At 65.9% G+C, this 21,219-nt stretch carries 15 protein-coding genes and 1 pseudogene; 9 read left to right on the forward strand and 7 right to left on the reverse strand.

All coding sequences use genetic code 11. The features are described 5' to 3' along the window. Window positions 1-51: 51 nt before the first annotated feature. Window positions 52-3,355: pseudogene (locus tag AC5Y4D_RS04085) on the reverse strand (LuxR C-terminal-related transcriptional regulator). A 151-nt stretch (window positions 3,356-3,506) separates the two neighbouring features. On the opposite strand from AC5Y4D_RS04085, the gene AC5Y4D_RS04090 reads away from it, so the two are divergent. The 6 genes from AC5Y4D_RS04090 to AC5Y4D_RS04115 all read left to right on the forward strand — a co-directional run bounded on the left by AC5Y4D_RS04090 (window position 3,507) and on the right by AC5Y4D_RS04115 (window position 7,908). Then, on the forward strand, window positions 3,507-4,730 hold the full coding sequence (locus AC5Y4D_RS04090; RefSeq protein ID WP_500036443.1) for a cytochrome P450: 1,224 nt from the start codon (window positions 3,507-3,509) through the stop codon (window positions 4,728-4,730). A gap of 116 nt (window positions 4,731-4,846) precedes the next feature. Then, the gene (locus AC5Y4D_RS04095; protein ID WP_500036471.1) at window positions 4,847-5,254 is read left to right on the forward strand and encodes a hypothetical protein; all 408 of its coding nucleotides are present in this window, start codon (window positions 4,847-4,849) and stop codon (window positions 5,252-5,254) included. A gap of 50 nt (window positions 5,255-5,304) precedes the next feature. Then, window positions 5,305-6,501, forward strand: a complete 1,197-nt coding sequence (locus tag AC5Y4D_RS04100; protein WP_500036444.1) for a cytochrome P450 — start codon at window positions 5,305-5,307, stop codon at window positions 6,499-6,501. Beyond that, window positions 6,498-6,692 carry a ferredoxin gene (locus AC5Y4D_RS04105; RefSeq protein WP_500036445.1) on the forward strand — a complete coding sequence of 65 codons (195 nt, stop codon included), beginning with the start codon at window positions 6,498-6,500 and terminating at the stop codon, window positions 6,690-6,692. The genes AC5Y4D_RS04100 and AC5Y4D_RS04105 overlap by 4 nt, the downstream gene beginning before the upstream one ends. Before the next feature lie 44 nt (window positions 6,693-6,736). After that, window positions 6,737-7,525 carry a heavy metal-binding domain-containing protein gene (locus tag AC5Y4D_RS04110; RefSeq protein WP_499942557.1) on the forward strand — a complete coding sequence of 263 codons (789 nt, stop codon included), beginning with the start codon at window positions 6,737-6,739 and terminating at the stop codon, window positions 7,523-7,525. Further along, window positions 7,525-7,908 carry a DUF5073 family protein gene (locus AC5Y4D_RS04115; RefSeq protein WP_500036446.1) on the forward strand — a complete coding sequence of 128 codons (384 nt, stop codon included), beginning with the start codon at window positions 7,525-7,527 and terminating at the stop codon, window positions 7,906-7,908. The genes AC5Y4D_RS04110 and AC5Y4D_RS04115 overlap by 1 nt, the downstream gene beginning before the upstream one ends. A gap of 26 nt (window positions 7,909-7,934) precedes the next feature. Here AC5Y4D_RS04115 and AC5Y4D_RS04120 read toward each other — a convergent pair whose 3' ends face one another. Beyond that, on the reverse strand, window positions 7,935-9,338 hold the full coding sequence (locus AC5Y4D_RS04120) for a WS/DGAT/MGAT family O-acyltransferase (RefSeq protein ID WP_500036447.1): 1,404 nt from the start codon (window positions 9,336-9,338) through the stop codon (window positions 7,935-7,937). 192 nt (window positions 9,339-9,530) lie between these two features. Here AC5Y4D_RS04120 and AC5Y4D_RS04125 point away from each other — a divergent pair, with 192 nt between their 5' ends. Next, complete coding sequence (locus AC5Y4D_RS04125) at window positions 9,531-10,457, forward strand: antibiotic biosynthesis monooxygenase (protein WP_500036448.1); 927 nt, start codon at window positions 9,531-9,533, stop codon at window positions 10,455-10,457. Here AC5Y4D_RS04125 and AC5Y4D_RS04130 read toward each other — a convergent pair. Together AC5Y4D_RS04130 and AC5Y4D_RS04135 are read right to left on the reverse strand one after the other, a co-directional pair. Beyond that, window positions 10,447-11,328 (reverse strand): SDR family NAD(P)-dependent oxidoreductase, encoded by an 882-nt coding sequence (locus AC5Y4D_RS04130; RefSeq protein ID WP_500036449.1) that lies wholly within the window; start codon window positions 11,326-11,328, stop codon window positions 10,447-10,449. The two genes, AC5Y4D_RS04125 and AC5Y4D_RS04130, sit on opposite strands and share 11 nt — an antisense overlap. A 39-nt stretch (window positions 11,329-11,367) precedes the next feature. Beyond that, window positions 11,368-14,199 (reverse strand): MMPL/RND family transporter, encoded by a 2,832-nt coding sequence (locus AC5Y4D_RS04135; RefSeq protein WP_500036450.1) that lies wholly within the window; start codon window positions 14,197-14,199, stop codon window positions 11,368-11,370. A 205-nt stretch (window positions 14,200-14,404) separates the two neighbouring features. Here AC5Y4D_RS04135 and AC5Y4D_RS04140 point away from each other — a divergent pair, with 205 nt between their 5' ends. Together AC5Y4D_RS04140 and AC5Y4D_RS04145 are read left to right on the forward strand one after the other, a co-directional pair. After that, window positions 14,405-15,481 (forward strand): hypothetical protein, encoded by a 1,077-nt coding sequence (locus tag AC5Y4D_RS04140; RefSeq protein ID WP_500036451.1) that lies wholly within the window; start codon window positions 14,405-14,407, stop codon window positions 15,479-15,481. Window positions 15,482-15,828: 347 nt separating this feature from the next. Then, complete coding sequence (locus AC5Y4D_RS04145) at window positions 15,829-16,536, forward strand: DUF4344 domain-containing metallopeptidase (RefSeq protein ID WP_500036472.1); 708 nt, start codon at window positions 15,829-15,831, stop codon at window positions 16,534-16,536. Window positions 16,537-16,812: 276 nt separating this feature from the next. Here the strand turns inward: AC5Y4D_RS04145 and AC5Y4D_RS04150 are convergent, their stop codons facing one another. Genes AC5Y4D_RS04150 through AC5Y4D_RS04160 form a run of 3 tightly spaced genes read right to left on the reverse strand, consistent with a single transcriptional unit; the run spans window position 16,813 to window position 21,217 of the window. Further along, window positions 16,813-18,114, reverse strand: coding sequence for a hypothetical protein (locus AC5Y4D_RS04150; RefSeq protein WP_500036452.1), 1,302 nt, complete (start codon window positions 18,112-18,114; stop codon window positions 16,813-16,815). Then, window positions 18,114-18,878, reverse strand: coding sequence for an SDR family NAD(P)-dependent oxidoreductase (locus AC5Y4D_RS04155; RefSeq protein WP_500036453.1), 765 nt, complete (start codon window positions 18,876-18,878; stop codon window positions 18,114-18,116). Before AC5Y4D_RS04155 ends, AC5Y4D_RS04150 begins: the two co-directional genes overlap by 1 nt. Further along, window positions 18,875-21,217 carry a CaiB/BaiF CoA transferase family protein gene (locus tag AC5Y4D_RS04160; RefSeq protein ID WP_500036473.1) on the reverse strand — a complete coding sequence of 781 codons (2,343 nt, stop codon included), beginning with the start codon at window positions 21,215-21,217 and terminating at the stop codon, window positions 18,875-18,877. Before AC5Y4D_RS04160 ends, AC5Y4D_RS04155 begins: the two co-directional genes overlap by 4 nt. Window positions 21,218-21,219 lie beyond the last annotated feature (2 nt).

Genomic DNA, 21,219 nt, shown 5'->3' on the forward strand with positions numbered 1-21,219 from the left:
CAAGGACGATCGATCCGTCGAAAGTCCCATCCGAACCACCATATGGACTGCTCATTCTGGACAGGTGTCCATCAGCCCCTGGCGGGACGCTTCCTGCGCCAGCTGAATGCGGGAGGCGATACCGAGTTTTGTGTAGATATGCGAGAGATGGGCCTGCACCGTCCGCGGCGATACGAACAACCTGGTTGCGATTTCCTTATTGGCCAATCCTTCGCAGACCAGGCGCGCCACGTCGCGTTCGGCTGGTGTCAGCGACGCCCAACCGGACGTCGGCCGTCTGCGTTGGCCGCGGCCGCGCAGCGCGTAGGCGATCGCTTCGTCGATGGACAGTGCTTCACCTTCCGCCCAGGCGGTGCAAAAGGACTTCTCGTCAAGGAGTTCTCGAAGATCGGTTACCGACTGTTGATACGCTGCCTCGTGAACCTTGAAGCGCACCAGACTCATTCGGTTCCTCATTGCCTGTGCCGCCCCGAATAGCCGCGCCGCTTCTATGTGATTGCCCGTCCGCATCACTGAACCGCCCAAGTATTCAAGAATGTCGGGGACCGGCAGGAAGACACCACTACGCCCAGCGCACGCCAAAGCCTCGAAAGCATCCCGTTCCCCCTCCCCCGGCTTGTCCTCGGCAGTAGCGACGCGGGCACGGGCAAGCCAGGCTGCAACTAGATGCCAGCCCTTCGCCACCGCGACGGCGGCATCGGCGTACTGCCGCGCCAGACCCAGATCTCCCTGCACCAAGGCAACCTCTACGGTGTTGAACGCGCGTTGTGCAACGGCCATGTCCGGCTGCGCCAAATGTGTTCCCCGCCAAGCGGCCTCGCCTGCCTCCTGAGCGGTTGCGATGTCACCTGCCGCGAGACTTGCCTGAGACAACTGGGCATAAGCCAGCCCGACGAGGAACTCACTGAGGTCCGCGGCTCCCTCTATGGCGTCAGCTGCTATACGAAGCGCTGAGTCGGTCTGGCCCTGATACCCGAGCGCAATCCCCAAGCCCATCAGAGTGAGCTGTCGGTGCACTTCATCGCGCACTCTCTCACACTCGACCGCTGTCTCGTCGAATTGTGCGACTGCTGCGACGAGATCGCCCCGGAACAAGTGCGCCCAGCCCAGTCCCAACCGCGACAATCTCGAGTTCGCCCGGTCGCCGATCGCGTCAGCCAGATCTCGGCCCTCTTTTCCGGCTGAGGCTGCGATGACCGGATCACCCGTTCCCATTCCTGTCGTGGCCTGCCAGGCAAGTATTTGGCTCAGAGCCCACTTGTCGTCTAGTTCTCTGGCCAACTCGATCGCTTCCGTGTAATAGCCGGCGGCTCCTTGTACGTCGTACTTCGCGCCGGGCGATGTAGCCACACGCGGTGAGTGCGCGCACCAGTAGCGCACGGTCGTTCAGTTCGTGAGCTATCTCTACGGCACGCAGAGCTCGCTTCGCGGGCTGGTCTCCGATGTACAGATCGAGAACCGCTTCGTCGGCGAGCGCCCGCGCGCGCACGGCGGGTGCCATCTCCGCAGCACCGTCCGCTGGGCAAGCACGAAACCATGCGAGACCCTCGAGGATGCGGCCTCTGGTCAGCCACACCGGCTGCAGCGACGACGCCAGCGCGAGAGCACTTTCCGTATCACCGTTCTCCAGATCCCAGCCCAAAGCATTGCGCAGATTGTCCATCTCGAGTTCAACCTGCTCGAGCCGCTGCTCGTAATCGGTGCGCGCCGGCGCGTCGAGCAGGGCGGCGATGGAAGTGTAGTGGTCGCGGTGACGCGACCGCACGGCGTCGGCTTCGCCGGACCCCCCCAGCTTCTCCAGCGCATATTGACGCACCGTTTCCAGTAGTCGATACCGGGTGCGACCGCTACTTCCGTCCGCGACCACCAGCGACTTGTCAACCAGCAGACTCAACTGATCCAGTACCTGATACCGCTCGATCTCACCGTCCCCGCACACGAATTGTGCTGCCGCCAGATCAAATCCCCCGAAGAACACCGCGAGCCGACGGAACAGGATGCGCTCGGTCTCGGTGAGCAGGGCGTGTGACCAGTCCACTGATGCGCGCAGTGTCTGCTGTCGGCGGACCGCGGTGCGGGAGCCGCCGGTCAACAGTCGGAACCGGTCGTGCAGGCTGTCGACGATCTCGGTCAGCGACAGCGCCCGCACGCGTGCCGCGGCGAGTTCGATCGCCAGCGGCATACCGTCGAGCCGACGGCAGATCTCGGTTACCGCAGCACCATTGGCGTCGGTGACCGCGAAATCCGGCCGGGCCAGCCGGGCGCGCTGAGCGAAGAGTTCGACGGCCTCGTCAGCCAGCGACAGGGATGGCACCTGCCACGTCGCTTCGCCGGTCACGCTGATGGGTTCGCGGCTGGTGGCCAGGACGATGACTCGCGGTGCAGCGCCTAAGATTTCGGATACCAGTGTCGCGCACGCATCGAGTAGGTGCTCACAATTGTCCAGCACGATCAGCAGGTGGCGGTCGCGGACAAACCGCACCAGCGTCTCCATGGTGGAACGCCCCGGATGGTCAGGCAGACCGAATGCGCGCGCGACCGTCACCGGGACCACCTCGGCGGCGGTGATGGGCGCCAGGTCGACGTACCACACCCCGTCGTCGAACTTACCGGCTACCGCGGCGGCCACTTGGACCGCCAGGCGGGTCTTACCCACGCCGCCGGTCCCGGTCAGGGTGACCAGCCGGTTGACCGTCAAAGCCGTTCGTATGTCGGCGATTTCGGACTGGCGGCCGACAAAAGCCGTCAACTGAGTGGGAAGATGTTGCACAGCAACGTTACTGGAAGTGCGTAACGGCGGAAAGTCGTTGCGCAGATCCGGGTGGCACAGCTGCACCACCCGTTGCGGACGGGCCAGATCCCGCAGCGTGTGAGCGCCGAGATCGGTCAGCCACGCATCGTCCGGGAGTGTCTCGGCGACAAGGTCTTCGGTGGTACCGGACAGCACGGTCTGACCACCGTGGGCCAGGTCCCGCAACCGCCCCGTGCGGTTGATGGTCGGTCCGACGTAGTTGCCCTCGTCACGAAGACGTACCTCGCCGGTATGCAATCCGATGCGTAACCGGATGGGAGTCAGCGGCGCCCGTTGCAAGTCCAGCGCGCAGGCAACCGCGTCGGACGCGCGGGAGAACGCGATCACGAAGCTGTCACCCTCGCCCTGCTCGACGGGACGAACCCCGTCGTGCGCTTCTACCGCAACCGTCAGCGTCTGATCCAAACGCGCGATGGCGGCCGCCATTTCGACGGGCTGTGTCTCCCACAGCCGCGTCGATCCCTCGACATCAGCCAGCAGCAGGGTGACTGTGCCGGTCGGAAGCCCATTCACGCCAACGTCGCTCCACTCGGTCGTGCTCATGCTAACCAGGATGCGGTGACCGAGATCGCAGAACATCAGCGAAATGGCCTACCTACGCAGCTACGCACGTCCGGCCAATAGGCACGTTGGCCGATGGTCGCCGGCCGTTTTCCCCGGAGAGTGAATCCATTCCGATCCGAGGAGCGACGCCATGCCCACCGATATTTTCAATCTCGCCCTGCCGGCCATCACCTATCACGACGCCCGTGACCCCGACGAGATCCACCGTCTGATCGGGCAGGCACGCCGGCAGTCCCCGATTGCTCAGGGACCGTACGGACCCGAGGTGCTGAGCTATGAGTTGGTCCGCGCGATGTTGCGCGACCCCCGGTTCGCGATGCCTCGCGGGATCGGACTGGCGGTCCAGGGAATCGAGTCCGGACCCGTCTGGGACCGGGTCTGTCGGTTGCTCATCAGCCTCGACGGTGCCGAGCATCATCGGCTGCGGCGCCTGGTGTCGCGGGCATTCATTCCCCGCGCGGCAGCGCGGATGCGCAACGCGTGCACGAAGGTCATCACCGAACTGATCGACACGTACGCCATCGAAGGGCGCTGCGATCTGGTCACCGACATCGCGCGGCCGTATCCGGTCCCGATCATCTGCGAGCTGTTGGGCGCGCCCCGGCAGGACTGGGAATTGTTCTCGACCTGGGCCACCGACATCAGCAAAGCGTTCGGGGCCAACGTCGCCGCCGAAGAAGACGCGATCGTGCGGGCCTGGCAACAACTCGAAAACTATGTCGAGGAGCTGATCGCGCGCCGACGGGACTGTCTGGCTGAGGATCTGATCTCCGAACTGATTCGTGCCGAGGAAGACGGCGACCGCCTCACCCATGACGAGATGGTGAATCTCGTTGCCATCCTGCTCAACGCCGGAACCGACACGACCCGGAACCAGTTGGCGGCTGCGGTGCAGGTGTTGTGCGAGCATCCCGACCAATGGGCGAAACTTGCCGCGCATCCCGAACTGGCCGCGCAGGCCGTGGAGGAGTTGATCCGCCACACGCCCATCGTCGTCGGCGCAATACGGCTGGCCACCCAGGACATCGAGCTCGGCGGTTTTCTGGTGCCGGCCGGCACTGTCGTCGTCGCCAACACGGCTTCCGGAAATCGCGACGAGACGGTCTACGACAGTCCCGACCGGCTCGACATCACCCGGGCGGCACCACCGCCCATGCTGAGTCTCGGTGGCGGCGTGCATTACTGCCTGGGTGCACACCTTGCCAAAGTCGAACTCGCCGAGGCACTTCGAGTGATCACCCAGGGCTTGACCAACCCACGGCGCGTCGGTCCGGCCCCGTGGAAGGCGCCGACCGAACTCAGCGGACCGATATCGCTACCGATGGCGTTTGACACCCGACACCCCACATCTTGATCGGCTTCCCCGGTTCGGCGATCCTCATCGAAGGATTCGTGGACGAGCCGAAGGAGGCCGACGTGGCCGGTGTGGGGCAGATCGCGTTGAACAGCGCACCGGTCTTGGGTGGGGTGATGCTCGCCGTCGCGGCCGGGCAATTCCGGGGGCCGGACTTTCGCGGCCTGATCAAGCAGGACATGGATCTGCTCGACCGGCTCCCTCCGGAAGCCACCGAGCGCCGCGCCGAACTGCAACGCACGATCGACGCCCGCATCGACGACCTGGTCGAGGCGGCGGACCGCGGACGCGCCATGCGCAAGGCAGCGGTGTCTTACCACGGCAATTGGCGCGACATCGTGCTGCTGGTGTGTGTCCTGTTGTTCATCGTGATCTGGTGGGACGTCGACCACAGCCGCAGCAACTGGATGGTGACGTTCATACTGCTGATCCTGCTGTCGATCGTGACGGCGGCGTACGCGTTGCGCGGTGTGCTGCGGGCGATTGCTTCGTTTCTGCACCGACGAAGCAGCGACGCCGGCTGAGAAATGAAAAGGTAATTGCCCCCCGTCGGCGGCGGTGCCAGGCTGACAACATGACCGAAGCCGAGGGGTTCGTCGACCAGGAGTATGTAGACCAGTCCATCGTCGGTCTCGCCGAGCCGCAACCGATGTACAAAGCGCTGCGCGAGTCGGCCCCGGTGTTCCGGTCTCCGCAGGCGGTGGTGCTGAGCCGGCTTGCCGACATCGAGATGGCGCTCAAGCGGACCGATCTGTTCTCGTCGAACATGGACGCGGTCGATCTCGGCACCATACGTCCGCTGATCCCGCTGCAGATCGACCCGCCCGACCATGCCAAGTACCGGCGCATCCTGGATCCGCTGTTCACGCCACGGGAAATGGCCAGACGCGAACCGCAGGTCACGGCGCTGGTCAACGAGCTGATCGACAACTTCGCCGGTCGCGGCGAATGCGATTTCCACACCGAGTTCGCGGTGCCGCTGCCCTGCACGGTGTTCCTGCAGTTGCTCGGCCTGCCGCTGGACGATCTCGACCAGTTCCTGGAGTGGAAGGACGGCGTCATCCGGCCGGACGGCGCGGCTGACTGGGACGAACGGCATGCGGCCTCAGCGCCAGTGGCGCAACAGATCTACGAATATTTCGACCGCGCCATCGACGACCATATCGCCAGTCCTCGCGACGACGTCCTGTCCGCAATGATCGCGACCCACTTCAAAGACGACAAGGGCGCAACCCTCACCCGCGAAGAGCTGCTCGACATCTGTTTCCTGTTCCTCATCGCCGGACTGGACACCGTCACCGATTCGCTGGACTGCTTCTTCGTATATCTGGCCCGACACCCCGAACACCGGCATCAACTCGTCGAGCAGCCCGACATCCTCCCGCATGCCGTCGAGGAGTTACTCCGCTGGGAGACACCGGTCCCGGGCGTCGTCCGCGTGGCCATGCAGGACGTCGAGGTCGGCGGCTGCCCCATCAGCAAGGGCGACCGGGTCAGCCCGCTGCTGGGTGCGGCCAACACCGACCCGGCCGAGTTCCCCGATCCCGAATCGGTGGACTTCAACCGCAACCCGAATCGGCACCGCGCCTTCGGGGGCGGCCCACACCGCTGCCTCGGGTCCCACCTGGCGCGCATGGAGTTGCGGGTGGCACTACGCGAATTCCACCGCCGCATACCCGATTACGAGATTCCGCGGGGTACCGAACTGAAGTACACCGCCGCGCTGCGCTCGGTCGAGGCGCTCCCGCTAACGTTCCCGGTGGCGCGGTGAAGCACATCGCGGTCGATGCCGACCGCTGCGTGGGCCATGGCCGGTGTTATTCGCTCGCTCCCGACGTCTTCGACGCCGACGACGTCGGGCATTCGATCGTGCGGGTCGAGGAGGTGTCGGGCGAGCTGGAGCAGCACGCGCTGGCGGGTGCGCAGAATTGTCCCGAAGAGGCGATCACCCTCACTCCGTGAGCCCCTCGCTACGCTGACGCAAACCAGAGAAGGGACGCCTGCCCATGGAGCCAACCTCGCTCGATCCGGTCGCCAGCGAACGGTTGTCGCATGCCGAGAAGTCGTTCACGTCGGATCTGTCGATCAACGAGTTCGCGCTGCTGCACGGCGCCGGGTTCGAGCCGATCGAGCTGGTGATGGGTGTCTCCGTATACCACGTCGGGTTCCAGTTCACCGGCATGAGGCAGCAACAGGAGTTGGGCGTGCTCACCGAAGCGACCTACCGGGCGCGCTGGAATGCTATGGCGCGCATGCAGGCCGAGGCCGACGCGCTCAAGGCGGACGGCATTGTCGGGGTCCGACTGAACTGGCGCCACCACGGCGAGGGCGGCGAACACCTGGAGTTCATGGCGGTCGGCACCGCGGTGCGCTACACCGACAAGCCGGGCGCGTTCCGGCGACCCAATGGTCAGGCTTTCTCCAGCCACCTGTCGGGCCAAGACATGGTGACGTTGCTGCGTTCCGGGTTCACGCCGGTGGCGTTTGTGATGGGCAACTGCGTGTTTCACATCGCCGTGCAGGGTTTCATGCAGACGTTGCGGCAGATCGGCCGCAACATGGAGATGCCGCAGTGGACGCAGGGAAACTATCAAGCACGCGAGCTGGCGATGTCACGCATGCAGACCGAGGCGGAGCGCGACGGCGCGACCGGTGTAGTCGGGGTGCATTTCGCGGTCTCCAACTACGCCTGGGGTCACCACACGGTGGAGTTCTACACCGCGGGAACTGCGGTGCGGCGCACCGGAAGTGGCGAGACCATCAAGCCCACCTTCGTGCTGCCGATGGACAAGTGATGAGTGACCTTGACACCGAACGGGTCAGCCGCACCGTCGCGGGCGCGCTGGCCGGTCCCGGCGGGGTCGCGTTGGTGGTCAAGGTGTTCGCCGGGCTGCCCGAAGTGATACACACACCGGCCAAACGTGGCATCTTCTCGTCCAATCCGGAGCGCATCCAGATCGGCGACTGGCGCTACGAAGTCGCCCGCGACGGACGACTGCTCGCCGGTCACATCGTGAACGGGATCGTCATCGCCGAAGACACCCTGCTGGCCGACGCCGTCGGTCCGCACATCACCCGTTCGCTCAGTCAGATCGTGGCACGCTACGGCGCATCGGTCATCCCGAACATCAATGCGGCCGTCGAGGTGCTGGGCACCAGCACCGGATACCGGTACTGAGATCCGGAAAAGGCTGCGCTGCAACCCTATTCGTCACCGTCCACCGGGCGGGCGCGGCGGTCGGGGCACTCGAGCAGTTCTTTGAGCGCATCCGGGAACGCGTCGGCTATCTCCCAGAGATCGGGCAGCAGGTCGGGACAGGACAGGATGCCGATACCGAGTTCGCCGTTGAGCGACATGACGGTGATGTTGAGACCGGCGCCGCCCAGCAGCGGGCCGACTGGGATCATCGAGTCGATCTTGCTACCCAAGAAATACAGCTGCCCTTGCGGTCCCGGCACGTTGGACAGGATCAAGTTGTAGACGGGGCTGGTGCTCAACGGAATTCGCGGCAGTATCCGCATGGCGGCGCCGAACATCGTCTGCCCGCCGAACTCGGTCCAGTCGTGCAACAGGGTCGGGCCCATGGCTGCGGTGTGGTCTTTGGCGGCGTTGTTTCCCGCAGCGATCGCGCGAATACGCTCGGCCGGGTCGCTGATCTGACTCTCCATCCGGCAGAACATCCACGTCGTCTGATTGCGTCCCGGACGGTCGGACTTCTCCCGCACCGACACCGGCACCGTGGCGACCAACGGAATGTCCGGCAGTTCGTTCCGCTCCAAGAGGAAGCGGCGTAACACCCCGGCGCACAACGCCACCACCACGTCGTTGACCGTCACCCCGAACCTGTTCTTCGCCCGTTTGACGTCGCGCATGTCGAGTTGGGTGTAAGCGATGTTGCGGTAACGCGTCAGCGTGCCGTTGAACGGCGTCGACGGAGCGCTGAACGGTGCGGCCATGGTGCGGCCTTCACGCGCTCGCAGCACCGTCTGCAAAAGCGTCAGCACCGTCGCCGGCACCACCGTCGCCAGTCGCAGCGGTCGCTTCGCGAAGTTCCACAACCCGCTACCGGCAATCTGCAGCGCAGTTGCCGGCCCGGCTCCGCGGACCGGCAAGGGTTCGGGCGCCTCGGGCTGCAAACTGCACAGCTGCGCCAGCAGGTTCGCTCCGGCGACTCCGTCGACCACGGCGTGATGGACTTTGAGCACCACGGTCAATTTCTCCGGGTGTGCGGCGCCTTCGATCACCCACATCTGCCACAGCGGGCGATCGCGGTCCAGCGGCAGCCCCGCGACGTGTCCGCAGATCTCGGAAAGTTCCCGGCGGCCTCCCGGCGCTGGCACCGCGACCCGGTGCAGGTGGCGTCGCAACGAGAAGTCCTCGTCGTCGACCCACACCGGGTGATCCGGATTCAGCTGTGTATCAGCCAGTTTCATGCGGAACTCCGGGACTGCCTTGACCTGCTTGGTCAGCGCAGCCCGCAACCGGGCATAGCTGTAGCCGCGCGGCATCGTCGACGTATCGAGTTCCAGGACGCAGCACACGTTCAACGGTTGCGTCGGTGTCTCCATATAGAGGAAAAATGCATCAAGTCCGCTTAAACGTTCCATTTAGTCGCCTGCTCAATAGATGGCGTGCAGATTTCGCCCGAAGTCCCCGGCTCCCCGTCGAGTCCGCGCCCCGGGGTCCCGCGACGCTTACCCGCTTGATCGATTCACTAAACCGATGGCCCGCGGCCGGCGAGCTGTTCGACTGCCGAGTCGGTCCGGATCCTCGTACGACGGCGGTGGTAGACAACTGACATGACAGCTGGTGCCACCGCGATTTCCATCTTCCACCCACCAACCGATCCCGGCGCTTTCGACCGGTGGGTGGATGGCTACTGCGCATCGGCTCGTCGCGCTGCGGGCTTCCTCGGCGCGCGCCAATCCGTGCGGCACGGCGAAGAGCTGGATTACGCCGTCGCGGTCTCGTTCGACAGCGCCGACACGCTGGACGCCTGGCTGGACGGGGCCGACCGTCGCGAAGCGCTCGCCGAAGGTTTGACCCACGGATTCGGGCGGTCGGCGGCCGACCTGGTGTTGGCACACGGCGAGCTTCCGCCGGACAGCGCGGCCGTCTTCCTGCACGACGTGGCTGCGGGTAAGGACGCCGAATTCGTAGCCGCGCAACATGATCTGACGCTGGTGAGCTCGGCGTTTCCCGGTTACGAGGGAACCGCGCTGTTTCCGGCGGACCCGTCCGGGCAATGGATGTCGCTGCTCCGCTTCCGCTCCGCCCGGCACTTGAGCGGATGGATGCGCTCCCAGGAACGTCGCCAAGCGTTGCCGCGCCTGCGCGACGAGTTGACCCGCGACTTCGCCGAATTGCCGCGCAGTGCGCCGTTCGGTTCGACCGTCCGCATCGCCGACGGCCAGACGAAGATCACGCCGGGCTGGAAGACGGCGATGCTGGTGGTGCTGTGCCTCTACCCGACGGTGATGCTGCTCTCCGCATACTTGGCGCCCGCGCTCGATCGGCTCGGGCTGGCGCAGTCGCCGGCAGTCTTCGTGGGCAACGTCGTCAGTGTCGTTCTGCTGCAATGGGTTCTCGTCCCGGCCGCGTCACGGCCCTTCAGGCGCTGGCTCGATCCGATCGACGGGGCGCCGCCGGGAATAAGCCTCACCGGGGCCGCGGTGGTGACCGTGGGCTACGTCGCGCTCGTGCTGCTCTTCTCGCTCATCGGGTAGCTGAAGCGCCGATCATCTCGTGCAACTCGGCCAGCGACCACGGCGGGCTGACGTTGTGGTCGCGGTAGCCCAGCAACTGCGGCTCCGGCCGCTGGTATCGGCCGACGAAACCCCCTGCGGCAACGAAGATCTGACCGGTGACGTCACGCGCGAGATCCCCCGCGAGGTACCCGTAGAGAGGTGCCACGAATTCGGCGGGAGCGGGGTGCAGCGACGCGCGCATCGTCATCTCGTCGAGGAGTCCGCGGTGGTGCAGATCGGCGATGTGCGATTCGTATTCGGGTCCGGTCGACAGGCGTGTCCGTGCGCCGGGACACACCACGTTGGCCCGCACTCCGTCGGCTTTCAGCTCCGCGGCGATCGCCATCGTCAGCGCATTCACTGCACCTTTGCCGGCGGGATAGCCCGTGCCCCCGTAGTCGCCGAGGAACGCCGCCGATCCGGTGTTGACGATCGCGCCGTGGCCCTGCTCTGCCATCAGCGGCGCCGCCAGCCGACAGGTGTGGAATACCGTGCCCAGATGCGAACCGATCAGGAGATCGAACTCCTTCGGGCTGATCCGCAGGATTGAGGACTGCGGCGGTTCTGCGATACCGGCGCAGTTGACCAGGATGTCCAGCCGGCCGAACGAACTCGTGCAGGTCTCGATCAACGCGGCGGCGACCCGTTCGTTGTCGGCCGCCCCGCTGACCGCAACGGCTTGACCGCCGGCGGCGGTGATCGCGTCCACGGTCTGCGCGACGGCATCCGGGTCACGGCCGTTGACCACCACGGAAGCACCCAGACTGCAGAGCAATTCGGCGACCGCACGCCCGATACCGCGGCTGCCGCCGACCACCACCGCGGCCTGGCCTTCCAGCCGCAAGCTCATAGCGTCTTTCCTCCCAAAAATGTTGGGACAGAAATAGATTCACGCACCGACCGGCTCGAGTTCCTCCTCGGCGGCGACCGGTCGTCGTGGCCACCAGAGAAAGCGGTCGAGCACCACCATCATGGCCGGCAGCACGAACGCGCGCACCACCAGGGCGTTCAGCAACAGCCCGAGGCCTACCGTGACGCCGATCTGCGACACGCTCAACACACTGCTCGGGGCCAGCGCGATCATCGTGATTCCCACCACCACTCCCCCGGCCGCGACCACCCCGCCCGTCGCGGCGAACGCGCGAATGATGCTGGTGCGCAGGCCCGCCGGCAGTCCCTCGCGGATGCGCAGGGCGAACAGCAGATTCCCCCCGGATGCCATGCCGACCATCGACACGAACGCGATCGGCGGTACCGACCAGTGCAATTCGTGCTGCAGCAGGCGGTGCCAGATCAGCACGCTGGCACCGAGGGCACAGACATAGGACGTCGCGATGGTGCCCAGCACCACCAAACCGGCGATCGGACTGCGCAACAGCGCTGCGGAGATGAACAGGATCACGCCGAACGTCAGCACCGCCAGCAGAACCAGATCACCGCCGATGACGTCTTGAAGGTCGCGGGTGACCGGTCCGACGCCGGTGAGTTGTATAGCGGTGGATTTCAAAGTGCCGTCCCGGGTTGCATCGGCAACCGCAGCGGCTATCGCCCGGGCGCGTACCGCACCCTCGTCCCCCCACTCGTGCCCGTTGCCGTAGACGTACAGCCGGGTCGCATGACCGTTCGGCGAGAAGAACTCATTCAGCGCGGGACGCATGTTGGGGTCGGTCAGGATTTTCCGGGAGGCGTACAGGTCGACGCCGGGGCTGCCCTGGGAGATGGAGACGAGGCTGTGCAGGTAGGTCGGCAGTTCTTGCGCCGATACCGGACGGGGGTGGTTCAGCACCTCCTTCACACTCGCGGCCAGCGCCCGCGTCTGGTCCATCTGGCCGCTGAGACCCAGCAACGCACTCGGCAAACCCGGTAGACCGGACACCGCTGCCGCGTCGGCGATCTGCTTGGCGAGTTGTTCGGCGGTGTCGACGAGGTTGTTCGAGCCCTCGACGACGGCGCCCGACCACTGCACCGCCTCCTGAGCGGCCGAACACACCGGAGTCGTGCGGCAGCCGGTGATCGCGCCGACGAACCGGCGCAGTGGATCGAAGATCTCGGAGACTTCCGCGGAACGATCCCGGATCTTGGTGACGGCTTCCTGCGTCAGATGAACCGCCAGGCTGACACCACCGATCGCGTAACTACCCGCATAAGCGCCGGACTGAATCAGATCGAGTCCGTGGACCAGCTCGCCCACCGCGGCGTCGAGTTTGACGAAGGTCGTGTCCCGTGCCGCGACCAGGTCGCCGAATTCGTCGAGGCGGTCACCGACATTGCCTCCGGTCGCGGTCAAAGCGGCCTGCTTGGAGACCATTCCGCCCGGGTGACTGGCGGACTGCACCATGCGCACACCCGAGATCGCCATGACCGTGCCGGTGATCTGTTCGATGGCGGTCACGCCGGCGGGGTTGCGGATGTCGTGGTCGGTCTCGATCGTGACGACGTTGGGCAGCAGTTGGTTGGGCGGGAAGTGCCGGTCGACCAGGTCGTAGCCACGGCGGGATTCGGATTTGGCCGAGGTCGCCGTGATTTCGTCCCACCCGATCGGCACACCGGGCAGACCGATGATCAGGATCAGCACCAGGATGCCGCTGGCGACCAGAATCGGCGCCGGCCAACGCGCCACCTGGATTCCGATTCGTCGCCACCGGCGCCTGAGTCGTTCTGCCTGCGGCGGTCTGATCAGATCCGCCCGGCCGGCGAGCGCGACGATGGCCGGCGTCAGGGTCAGCGCCGACAGGCCCGTCGCGAGCACGCCGATCGCGCACAGAAACCCGGTCGTGGCGAACATGCTGATCCGGGACAGGCTGAGCCACGCCAAGGCACCCAACGGCGCGACGACCATGATTATCGAGCCCACGATCGCCGGCGCCACCGCCCGGTACGCGTCGGCCAGCGCGTCAACCGGCGGGAGATCCTGTCGTCGGCGTTCGTGGTAGCGCCCGATCAGAAAGATGGCGAAGCCGGTCCCCGCCCCGACGGCCACCGCGACACTGACCGACAGCGAGAACAGCGAAATGCTGATGAGCTCCTGGGCGGCAAGATGGGACACCACCGGCTTGGCCACGGCCAGCGCGACGATGACCGACACCAGAGGCACCATCGCGGTGATCATCGACCGGTAGACGATCAGCAGCAGGACGAGCAGCACCACGACAGTCGTGGCGGTGATGACCTGCGTCTGCCGGTCGATTGCCTCGAACTCGTCCATGATGGTGGCGCCGGGTCCGCTGACGTAGACACGCAAACCGTCGGGCGGGTGCGATTGCGCGACGACCGCGCGCACCGCGTTGATCGAGTCGACGGCTTCCGAGGTGCCGATCATGCCCACCAACCGCAGGGGCGCGGTCATCACATGACGGTCCTCGCTCATTGCCGCGTCCGCCGTGACCGGTACCTGCCACCAATCCGTCACCTGCAGGACGTGCGCGGTGTCCGCGCGCAGGGCCGCCACCAGCTTGTCGTAGAACGCCCGGTCCCGGTCGTCGAGAGTTCCGTTGCGCGCCAGGATCAGGTAGTCGACGTTGTCGGTGGGCGCTCGCTCGAAGGCCGCCGCCGAACGCTGCACCGCCAACGATGTGGCGGTGCCCGACGGCATGAACGTCTGGTCCTCGTCGGCGACGACCTGCTCGAGCGGCGGAGTGAGGCTGTTGCCCGCTACCGCACACAGCGCCCAGACACCGACGATCAGCAGCGCAAACCGATAGATGAACCGGCCGATCAGCACGTGAACCTCAGCCGCGCCGCCCCAGCGGTGTCACGCGGCGCCTCGTAGGAGTGCAACGGGTGCATCACCTTCTCATTCAAGACCGACCCCCGGACAAAGTCGGCTAATTCAACCACCACCGTAATCAGATCGACAGTGGTTGCGTGGTCGACGCAGCCGCTGTCGTCAAACCCGGGCGTATCCGGGCTCGATAGGGTCTTGCGTCATGGGTGCCGGGCAGTTCCTGTGGCGACGGGTGCTGGCCTTCGACCGACTCGGTTCCCGCATCCCGCAGCTGATCCAAGTCTGGCTGTTGGAGTTGCTCTTCGCGCTGCCGTTGATGTTCTTCATCGGAAAGTTGATCGACATCCATGGCGCTTTCGGGGTGCCCGGCACCGGTGAACGACTCGACACGGTGTTCTGGGGAGCCCTGGTCGTCGCGCTGATCTTCGGGGCTCTGTTCGTACGGTCCTTGGTCAAGCCCCGAATGGTCGAGGGATCCTGGACGCCGACGGTCCACGCCGACGTGGGGCCGGTAACCGTCTACGGCGGGAACCGGGCCTGGACGGTGACCTATCCGTTTCTGACCAGCCACCCGTCCTACGCCCTGCTGTTGCTGCTCACGGCACCGATCCCGGCCGTGATGGTCGCCGCGACTGCCAACCAGGGCGACAGCACGTTCTACTTCCGGGTCTGCGGCATCGTCGGACTCACCATTCTCGCCGTCATGGCGCTGGCGCGCGTGCTGTCCTGGTACGTCTTCCGGTTCGGGCGCCGCGACCTCGACGAGCAGCTCGCCGGAATGCCGATCTCGCAGGCCCGCCTGGGTTGGGAGATCGCGTGGAAGCCGGTGCTCGTCTTGTTGGCGATGATGTACGCGATCGTCTGTCTCCCGCTCGGCGTCATGTGGGTCAAGGAGCAACGCACCATCGCCGCCTTGCCCGTCGTCACCGTCGTCGACGCGCAGCATCCCGGCGACTACCGGCGGGTGCGGGGGACGGTGACGTCGGGTCCGATCTATTGGGCGCCGCGGGGCACCGGCCGAGGCGGCAACAACTATGCGGGCGCCGGCGTGCTGGTGCGGCTCCCGTCCGGCGGTGACGCATTGTTGCTGGCCGAGGCGTTGTCGGTGCCCGACTTCCGGGGGGTGATGGCCGACGTCCGCGGCGGGGCATTGCAGGCCACCGGGAAGGTGGTCGACGACATCACCGCCGAGCAGCGGCGGTATTACGGCTTCGACGAAAGCGCCTTCCCCGAGCCGACATCCGGGGGCCGGGTGATACTGCTCCTGTCGAATCCTTGAGCCGTCCCGAAAACCGTTCAACGACCTGCTGACCGGGTTCGCCGCGCAGCGGATCTACGCCGCGAAACGCCCATCTCGCTGCGGCGTTTACCCTCTTTCTCGAGGCCGAGTGTCGTAACGTTCTCACCGGTCCCGGGCAGACCACGAGAAACGGCACCGCATCATCGAAGGGGGCCAGCGGCATGCGCAGGCCAGTCATCGTCGTCGCCGCCTGCGCCGCACTGCTGGCGGCCGGGTGCAGCGGGTCGAAGAGCACCTCGCACCATTCCGACGACAGGTCGCCGGCGGCCGAATCGGCGGAGACCACGTCTATCACCGCGACCAACGAGCCCCCGGTGGCGGCCAAGATGACAATCCGTTACGAGGACGCCACCACCCCCGAGGCGCAGCGCGGCCGCCAATTGATGGTTGACGCCAAGCTGCTGGAGAGCGTCGCCGGGCACGTCAACGACACCCTGAACCTGCCGCACGACGTCGGGGCGGTCGGCAAACAATGCGGTGAGGCCAACGACTACTGGGACCCCAACCTCAACGAGATCCAACTCTGCTACGAGGACATCCAAGAGAGCGAGACGCGATTCGCGCGATTCGAGAATCCCAATCCGGCGCTGGCCGCGGTCAACGCGACGATTTCGGGGTTCTATCACGAGCTCGGCCACGCCACCCTGGCCATCTACGAGCTCGCGTTCACCGGGCGGGAAGAGGACGTCGCCGACCAACTGTCGGCCTTTGAACTGCTGGACCCCGGCGCAGACGGAAAGCCCTACCCCAACGGGGTGCGCATCGCGACCGATACCGCGCAGGACTGGAAGCTCAGCGCCAGGGAAGCGGGCGATGCGAACGAGCTTCCCTTCTGGGACGGGCATTCGATGGACATCACCCGGATGTACAACTGGGAGTGCTGGATCTACGGGTCGGACACCACCGCCAATGCCGACATCGTCAGCTCCGGAGACCTGCCGGAAGACCGCGCCGGCAATTGCGAGGAGGAGTTCCGCAACATGTCGAAGGCGTGGCACCAGATGTTGGGGCCGCATCTGAAGAAGCCCGGTTAACAACGTCAGCAGCGACACCAGTTGCTGCCGTGTGAGCGTGAAGCCTGGGTTTTGAGTGTGAATCCTTGGCGTTGCGGGTGAAGCCTGGGCGGGATTTTTGCCGATTTCCCCGCCCTGGGCTCACTCTGAAAGCCGTGACTTCACAATCGAATCCAACGTTTCACACCGAAAACCGTGCAGCGGCCGACGCGCCTCACCCCGCGGCAGGAAACACGCTGGAACTCATCACGACCCCTCAGCGTCAGCGTAATCGCCGCGTCCTGGAGCAGCTATAGCTCAGCGCCGTGCTGATTTTTCTTCGGCCAGAGCTACTTCGAGCAACTCACCAACCCGGTGCCGCTCCCACAGGTTGAGCAGATTCGACAACATCTGCAGTGGCGCGCGAACACTTTCGTCGTCCCTGATGCGCGGGTCCTTGCGTTCAACGGGAACGTCCGCGCCGAATCGCTTGCCGATCAACGCCGGTACGTCCAGCAGCCAGGCGACACCCATCGCGGCCGCATAGAGCAGGGTGTGGCGGCGCAGCCTGTCCGGGTCCAACTCCGGTCCGCCGTGACCGCGCACTTCGTTGGCGACCAGCCGCAGCAGCGCGTCGAAATGATCGTTCCACAAGTCGGTTTCGGCGCCCGACATGGCTCCCCAGATGGCCATACCGAGGTTCATCTGGCCCACACAGCCCCAGTCCAGTAATCCGCAGCGCAGCACGCCGCCGGGGTCGCGCCAGAACCAGGCGTTGTCCACGTTGGCGTTCCAGTGGCACAGCGCAACGTAGTCGGAGTCGTTGGCGAGCAACCGCATTACGGTGCCCTCGTGCTCGGCGATGCGTGGCACGTCCTCGCGCAGCCGGGCCACAAACATCGGATCCGCCACGTTCGCGGGCAGCAGCCCAGGCGCGACGTCGACGAAATCAGCCAGCTGGGACAACCTGCGTTCGAGCTGGTCCGTACTGAGCACACGGCGCTCCCCCACCGTGGCGCCCCGTACGTCCAGCGGAAAGTGTGCGGTCAGGTATGTCGGCAACCGACCGGAGCGGTGAGTTCCCGCCAGCCGGGCCAGCGCGGCCAACAGTGCTCCATAGTGTTCGGCGGGCGCGGGCATCTCGTAGTCGAGGCACTTGTGATATTGACGCTCAATCCCGTTGCGGCCGAACTCTATCCGCTCGGTGATCAGAATTCCGGTGCCGCTCGCCCGCTGATAGTCGGCAAACAGCGCGTGGGGCACCGAAATTGGGAACGCGGGTGCGCGGGACAGCGCCGCGAACCGGACTTCCGGCTCCATCTGCGTCTTGCCGCGATCCCGAATCGGGTTCCGCAGATCACGGGAGAACTTCACGAACAACTCGGTATGCAGCGCCGGGCCGGGGCTGGCGTATTCGACCGACAGTGCCGCTTTGCGTCCGGTACTGCCGGCGTCGATCTCGTCGAAAGCCGTGACGTCGGAGACGAAGTTGTCGGCCGCCAACGCCCCTGACGCCCGGAATGCGTCGGTCAAGAACCGTGGGCCGCTGTCACGTAACGCGCTGGGCTCTAGGGGAATCAGCAGCCCGCTGTCGTCGCCGGGGATCCATCGGTCGTCCATCACCAGGTCTGCTCGGCCGCACGCACCAGCATGTGGTTGACCGCCACCCGCCGGTCACGAGTGACCATGTACAGCACGGCATCTGCGATGTCCTCCGGAACGAGCTTGACCATATCGGCGGTTTGCCGCTCGAACGCGTCGCGGGAGGGCGCGGCCAGATGCGTGAAGATCTCGGTGTCGACGGTCCCGGGTCCCACCACCCCGACCCGGACCCGCTTGGCGATCATCTCCTGCCGGATGCCCTCGCTGAACGCGTTGACACCGAATTTCGTCAGCGAGTAGACCGCTGTGCCCGGCCGGGCCACCCAGCCCGCGGTGGAGCTGACGGTGACCAGGTCGGCCACCCCACGCGGTGAATCCGCAGCCGCCGCAACGAGATACGGCAAGGCGGCACGGGTGACGTACAGCACCCCCTGGACGTTGACCGCGACCATGTCGTCCCAGTCCCGCAGTGATGCCTCGGTCGCGGCTCCCGGCTGCATCAGGCCGGCATTGTTCACCACGATGTCGAGCCGGCCCAGCTCGGTCACGGCGCGTTCGACGGCGGCGGCTACCTGCTCGGCATCGGTGACGTCCGCGGGCACCGGAAGCGCTGTGCCGCCGCTGGATTCGATTTCGGCCTGCAGGGCCCGCAGGCGGTCGGCCCGCCGCGCCAACAACGCCACCGCGGCGCCTTGCGCGGCCAGCGCTTTCGCCGTCGCAGCACCGATGCCGCTGCTCGCGCCCGTCACCAGTGCCGCGGTGCCGGCCAGTTTTGCCGTCATGTTCGGGCATCCGATCGTGGTTCGGTGCGCACGATCTCGCGCAGCACATATTCGGTGTCCTCGCCCAGGTTCGGTGCGCCGCGCGTGATCTGCGCCGGGTCACGGGCCATCCGCCAGGACGGTCCCACGATCGGGCGCTGACCCTCGCGATGATCGCTGACGAACCGGTACAGCTCGCGGTCCCAGAGCCGTGGGTCGCTGATCACATCCAACGAGGTGGCGCTCTTGCACGCCGCGACACCCGCTCGGCGCAGCCGGCCGCTGAGTTCGGCGGCTTCGTGGTGTCGGGTAAGCAGCGCGATTTCGGCATCCAGCTCCTGCGCGTGCCGGAGCCGACCGCCCGACGTCGCGTAGCGCGTCTCGGTTGCCAGCAGCGGCGCATCGAGCACCCGGCAAAACCGTTGCCATTCAGCGTCATCGGCAATGGCCACACTGATCCACGTGTCGTCCGCGCACGGGTAGCAACCGTGCGGGCACATGTCGGGGTTGGTGTTGCCGACGGGTACCAGCGGCTTTCCGGTGAGGCTCTGTTCGAGCAGGCTGTCCCCGATCATCGAGGACAGCGTCTCGACCGCCGACACGTCGACGAATTGACCGGTGCCGGTGAGTTCGCGATGCAGTAAAGCCACCACGGCCGCATAGGCCGCGGCCGCACCGACCGTGGAATCGCCGTAACGCATGCTCATCCCGAGCGGCGGACCACCCGCATAACCCACCAGCGCGGCGAGCCCGGCCAACGCGGCGAAACACGGCGCATACCCGGTCTGATGCGCTTGCGGACCGTCGTTGCCCCACATTTTGATCGATACCGCGATGATGTCCGCATTGATCGCCGCGAGATCCTGAAAACCCAGACCCTGGCGCTCCATAGCCCCAGGGCGCAGGTTGTTGATCACGATGTCGCTCTGCGCGATCAGCTCACGCAGTCGCGCCCGTCCGTCCGGCGTCTTGATGTCGAGGTCGACGCTGCGGATCTCGGGGTTGATGCTCAGGAAGTAGGGCGCGTGGTCGATGTCGGTCCCCCCGTAGGCGCGCATCTCCTCGGGACTGCTCGCGGTCTCGACCTTGATCACTTCGGCACCCAACAGCGCCAGCAACTTTCCCGCGTATGGGCCGGCCCACACCTTGGTCAGCTCGACGACCCGCACCCCTTGCAGTGGTCCGCCGCGCTCCGTGCCAAGCCGGGCGGGCCGCGACCGCGGCGCCGGTCCGACGCGGCGATCGGGGCGGTGCAGGATCTGATCGGTGTGCTGCCCGAGAGTTGGTGCGGCGGAGACGAGTTCGGCAGGAGAGGCACTCAGCGCATACGGGACGCCGGGATAGGATCCGGTGCCCAGCACCGGGTGCCGCAACGTTCGGAAGAAGCCGCGGTGCCGGTACTGAGCGGATCGACGCAGATCCTCGGCGTCGTTGACCGGGACCAGCGGAACCCCCAGCCGCTGTGCGCGTTCGGCAGCGGACTCCTTGTCCAGGTTGCGAACCCATCCGGCGAATCCACGCTGGAAAGCGTCGACCTTCGCGGCCGTCACCGAGAACTCCAACCAGTCGTCGTCGAACTCGTCCAACCACACCGGGTGGTCCAGCAACGCTTTGATGCCCAGCCAGTGCGCGCGGTTGGTCACGTACAGATAGACGAAGCCGTCCGCGCACGCGAAGAATGACGCCGGGCCCCGCTGGTCGTAATCGCCGCGGTCACCGGTGGCGGGATCCTCTCCGGCGAGGAACCGACCGACGATGCAGTCGGCTCGCGACACCAGCACGGCCTGTGCGGAGACGTCGATGGATTCACCCTGGCCGCGTCGCAGCCGTCCCAGCAGTGCGGACACGACGCACAATGCCGCGTCGAGCCCGGCCTCATAGTCGGCGAGAAATCGACCGGGACCCTGCAGCGGCGGCGCGGCGCGGTCGGCATGACTCGGGGTGTGGTAGCCCCAACCGCTGGCGTGGAACACGTTGATACTCTTGGCGTTCTCGAACTCTCCCACGCCGAACGGCGTGATCGAACAGCACACCACGGCTGGGTGCCGGGCGGCGAAGTCCGCGGCGCCCGCACTCAGCACGACGTCCGCTCCGCCGATCAACCGCTCCAGACGGTGCATACCCGCGGAATCGGTGACGTCCAGCTCCACCGAGTACTTGTTGGTGTTCAGGTAGCCGAACAGCGCACTGCCGTCGCGTGTTTCGGCGACGACCGGTGACATGACCCGGGTGCGGCTGCCAACCCCCGGCGCTTCGATCTTGACGACCTCGGCGCCGAAGTCCGACAACAACTTTCCGCAGTACTCGACCGCCACCGAGTCGTCCAACTCGATGACGACGATGCCGGTCAAGGCCGACACGG

The organism is Mycobacterium sp. NGS67 (genome assembly GCF_059812185.1).

Coding starts and splice junctions, on each gene's coding strand:
- AC5Y4D_RS04125 (WP_500036448.1), top strand. CDS start 9,531: ATGACAGCTGGTGCCACCGCGATTTCCATCTTCCACCCACCAACCGAT.
- AC5Y4D_RS04150 (WP_500036452.1), bottom strand. CDS start 18,114: ATGGACGACCGATGGATCCCCGGCGACGACAGCGGGCTGCTGATTCCC.
- AC5Y4D_RS04115 (WP_500036446.1), top strand. CDS start 7,525: ATGAGTGACCTTGACACCGAACGGGTCAGCCGCACCGTCGCGGGCGCG.
- AC5Y4D_RS04090 (WP_500036443.1), top strand. CDS start 3,507: ATGCCCACCGATATTTTCAATCTCGCCCTGCCGGCCATCACCTATCAC.
- AC5Y4D_RS04145 (WP_500036472.1), top strand. CDS start 15,829: ATGACAATCCGTTACGAGGACGCCACCACCCCCGAGGCGCAGCGCGGC.
- AC5Y4D_RS04095 (WP_500036471.1), top strand. CDS start 4,847: ATGCTCGCCGTCGCGGCCGGGCAATTCCGGGGGCCGGACTTTCGCGGC.
- AC5Y4D_RS04110 (WP_499942557.1), top strand. CDS start 6,737: ATGGAGCCAACCTCGCTCGATCCGGTCGCCAGCGAACGGTTGTCGCAT.
- AC5Y4D_RS04120 (WP_500036447.1), bottom strand. CDS start 9,338: ATGGAACGTTTAAGCGGACTTGATGCATTTTTCCTCTATATGGAGACA.
- AC5Y4D_RS04130 (WP_500036449.1), bottom strand. CDS start 11,328: ATGAGCTTGCGGCTGGAAGGCCAGGCCGCGGTGGTGGTCGGCGGCAGC.
- AC5Y4D_RS04155 (WP_500036453.1), bottom strand. CDS start 18,878: ATGACGGCAAAACTGGCCGGCACCGCGGCACTGGTGACGGGCGCGAGC.
- AC5Y4D_RS04140 (WP_500036451.1), top strand. CDS start 14,405: ATGGGTGCCGGGCAGTTCCTGTGGCGACGGGTGCTGGCCTTCGACCGA.
- AC5Y4D_RS04100 (WP_500036444.1), top strand. CDS start 5,305: ATGACCGAAGCCGAGGGGTTCGTCGACCAGGAGTATGTAGACCAGTCC.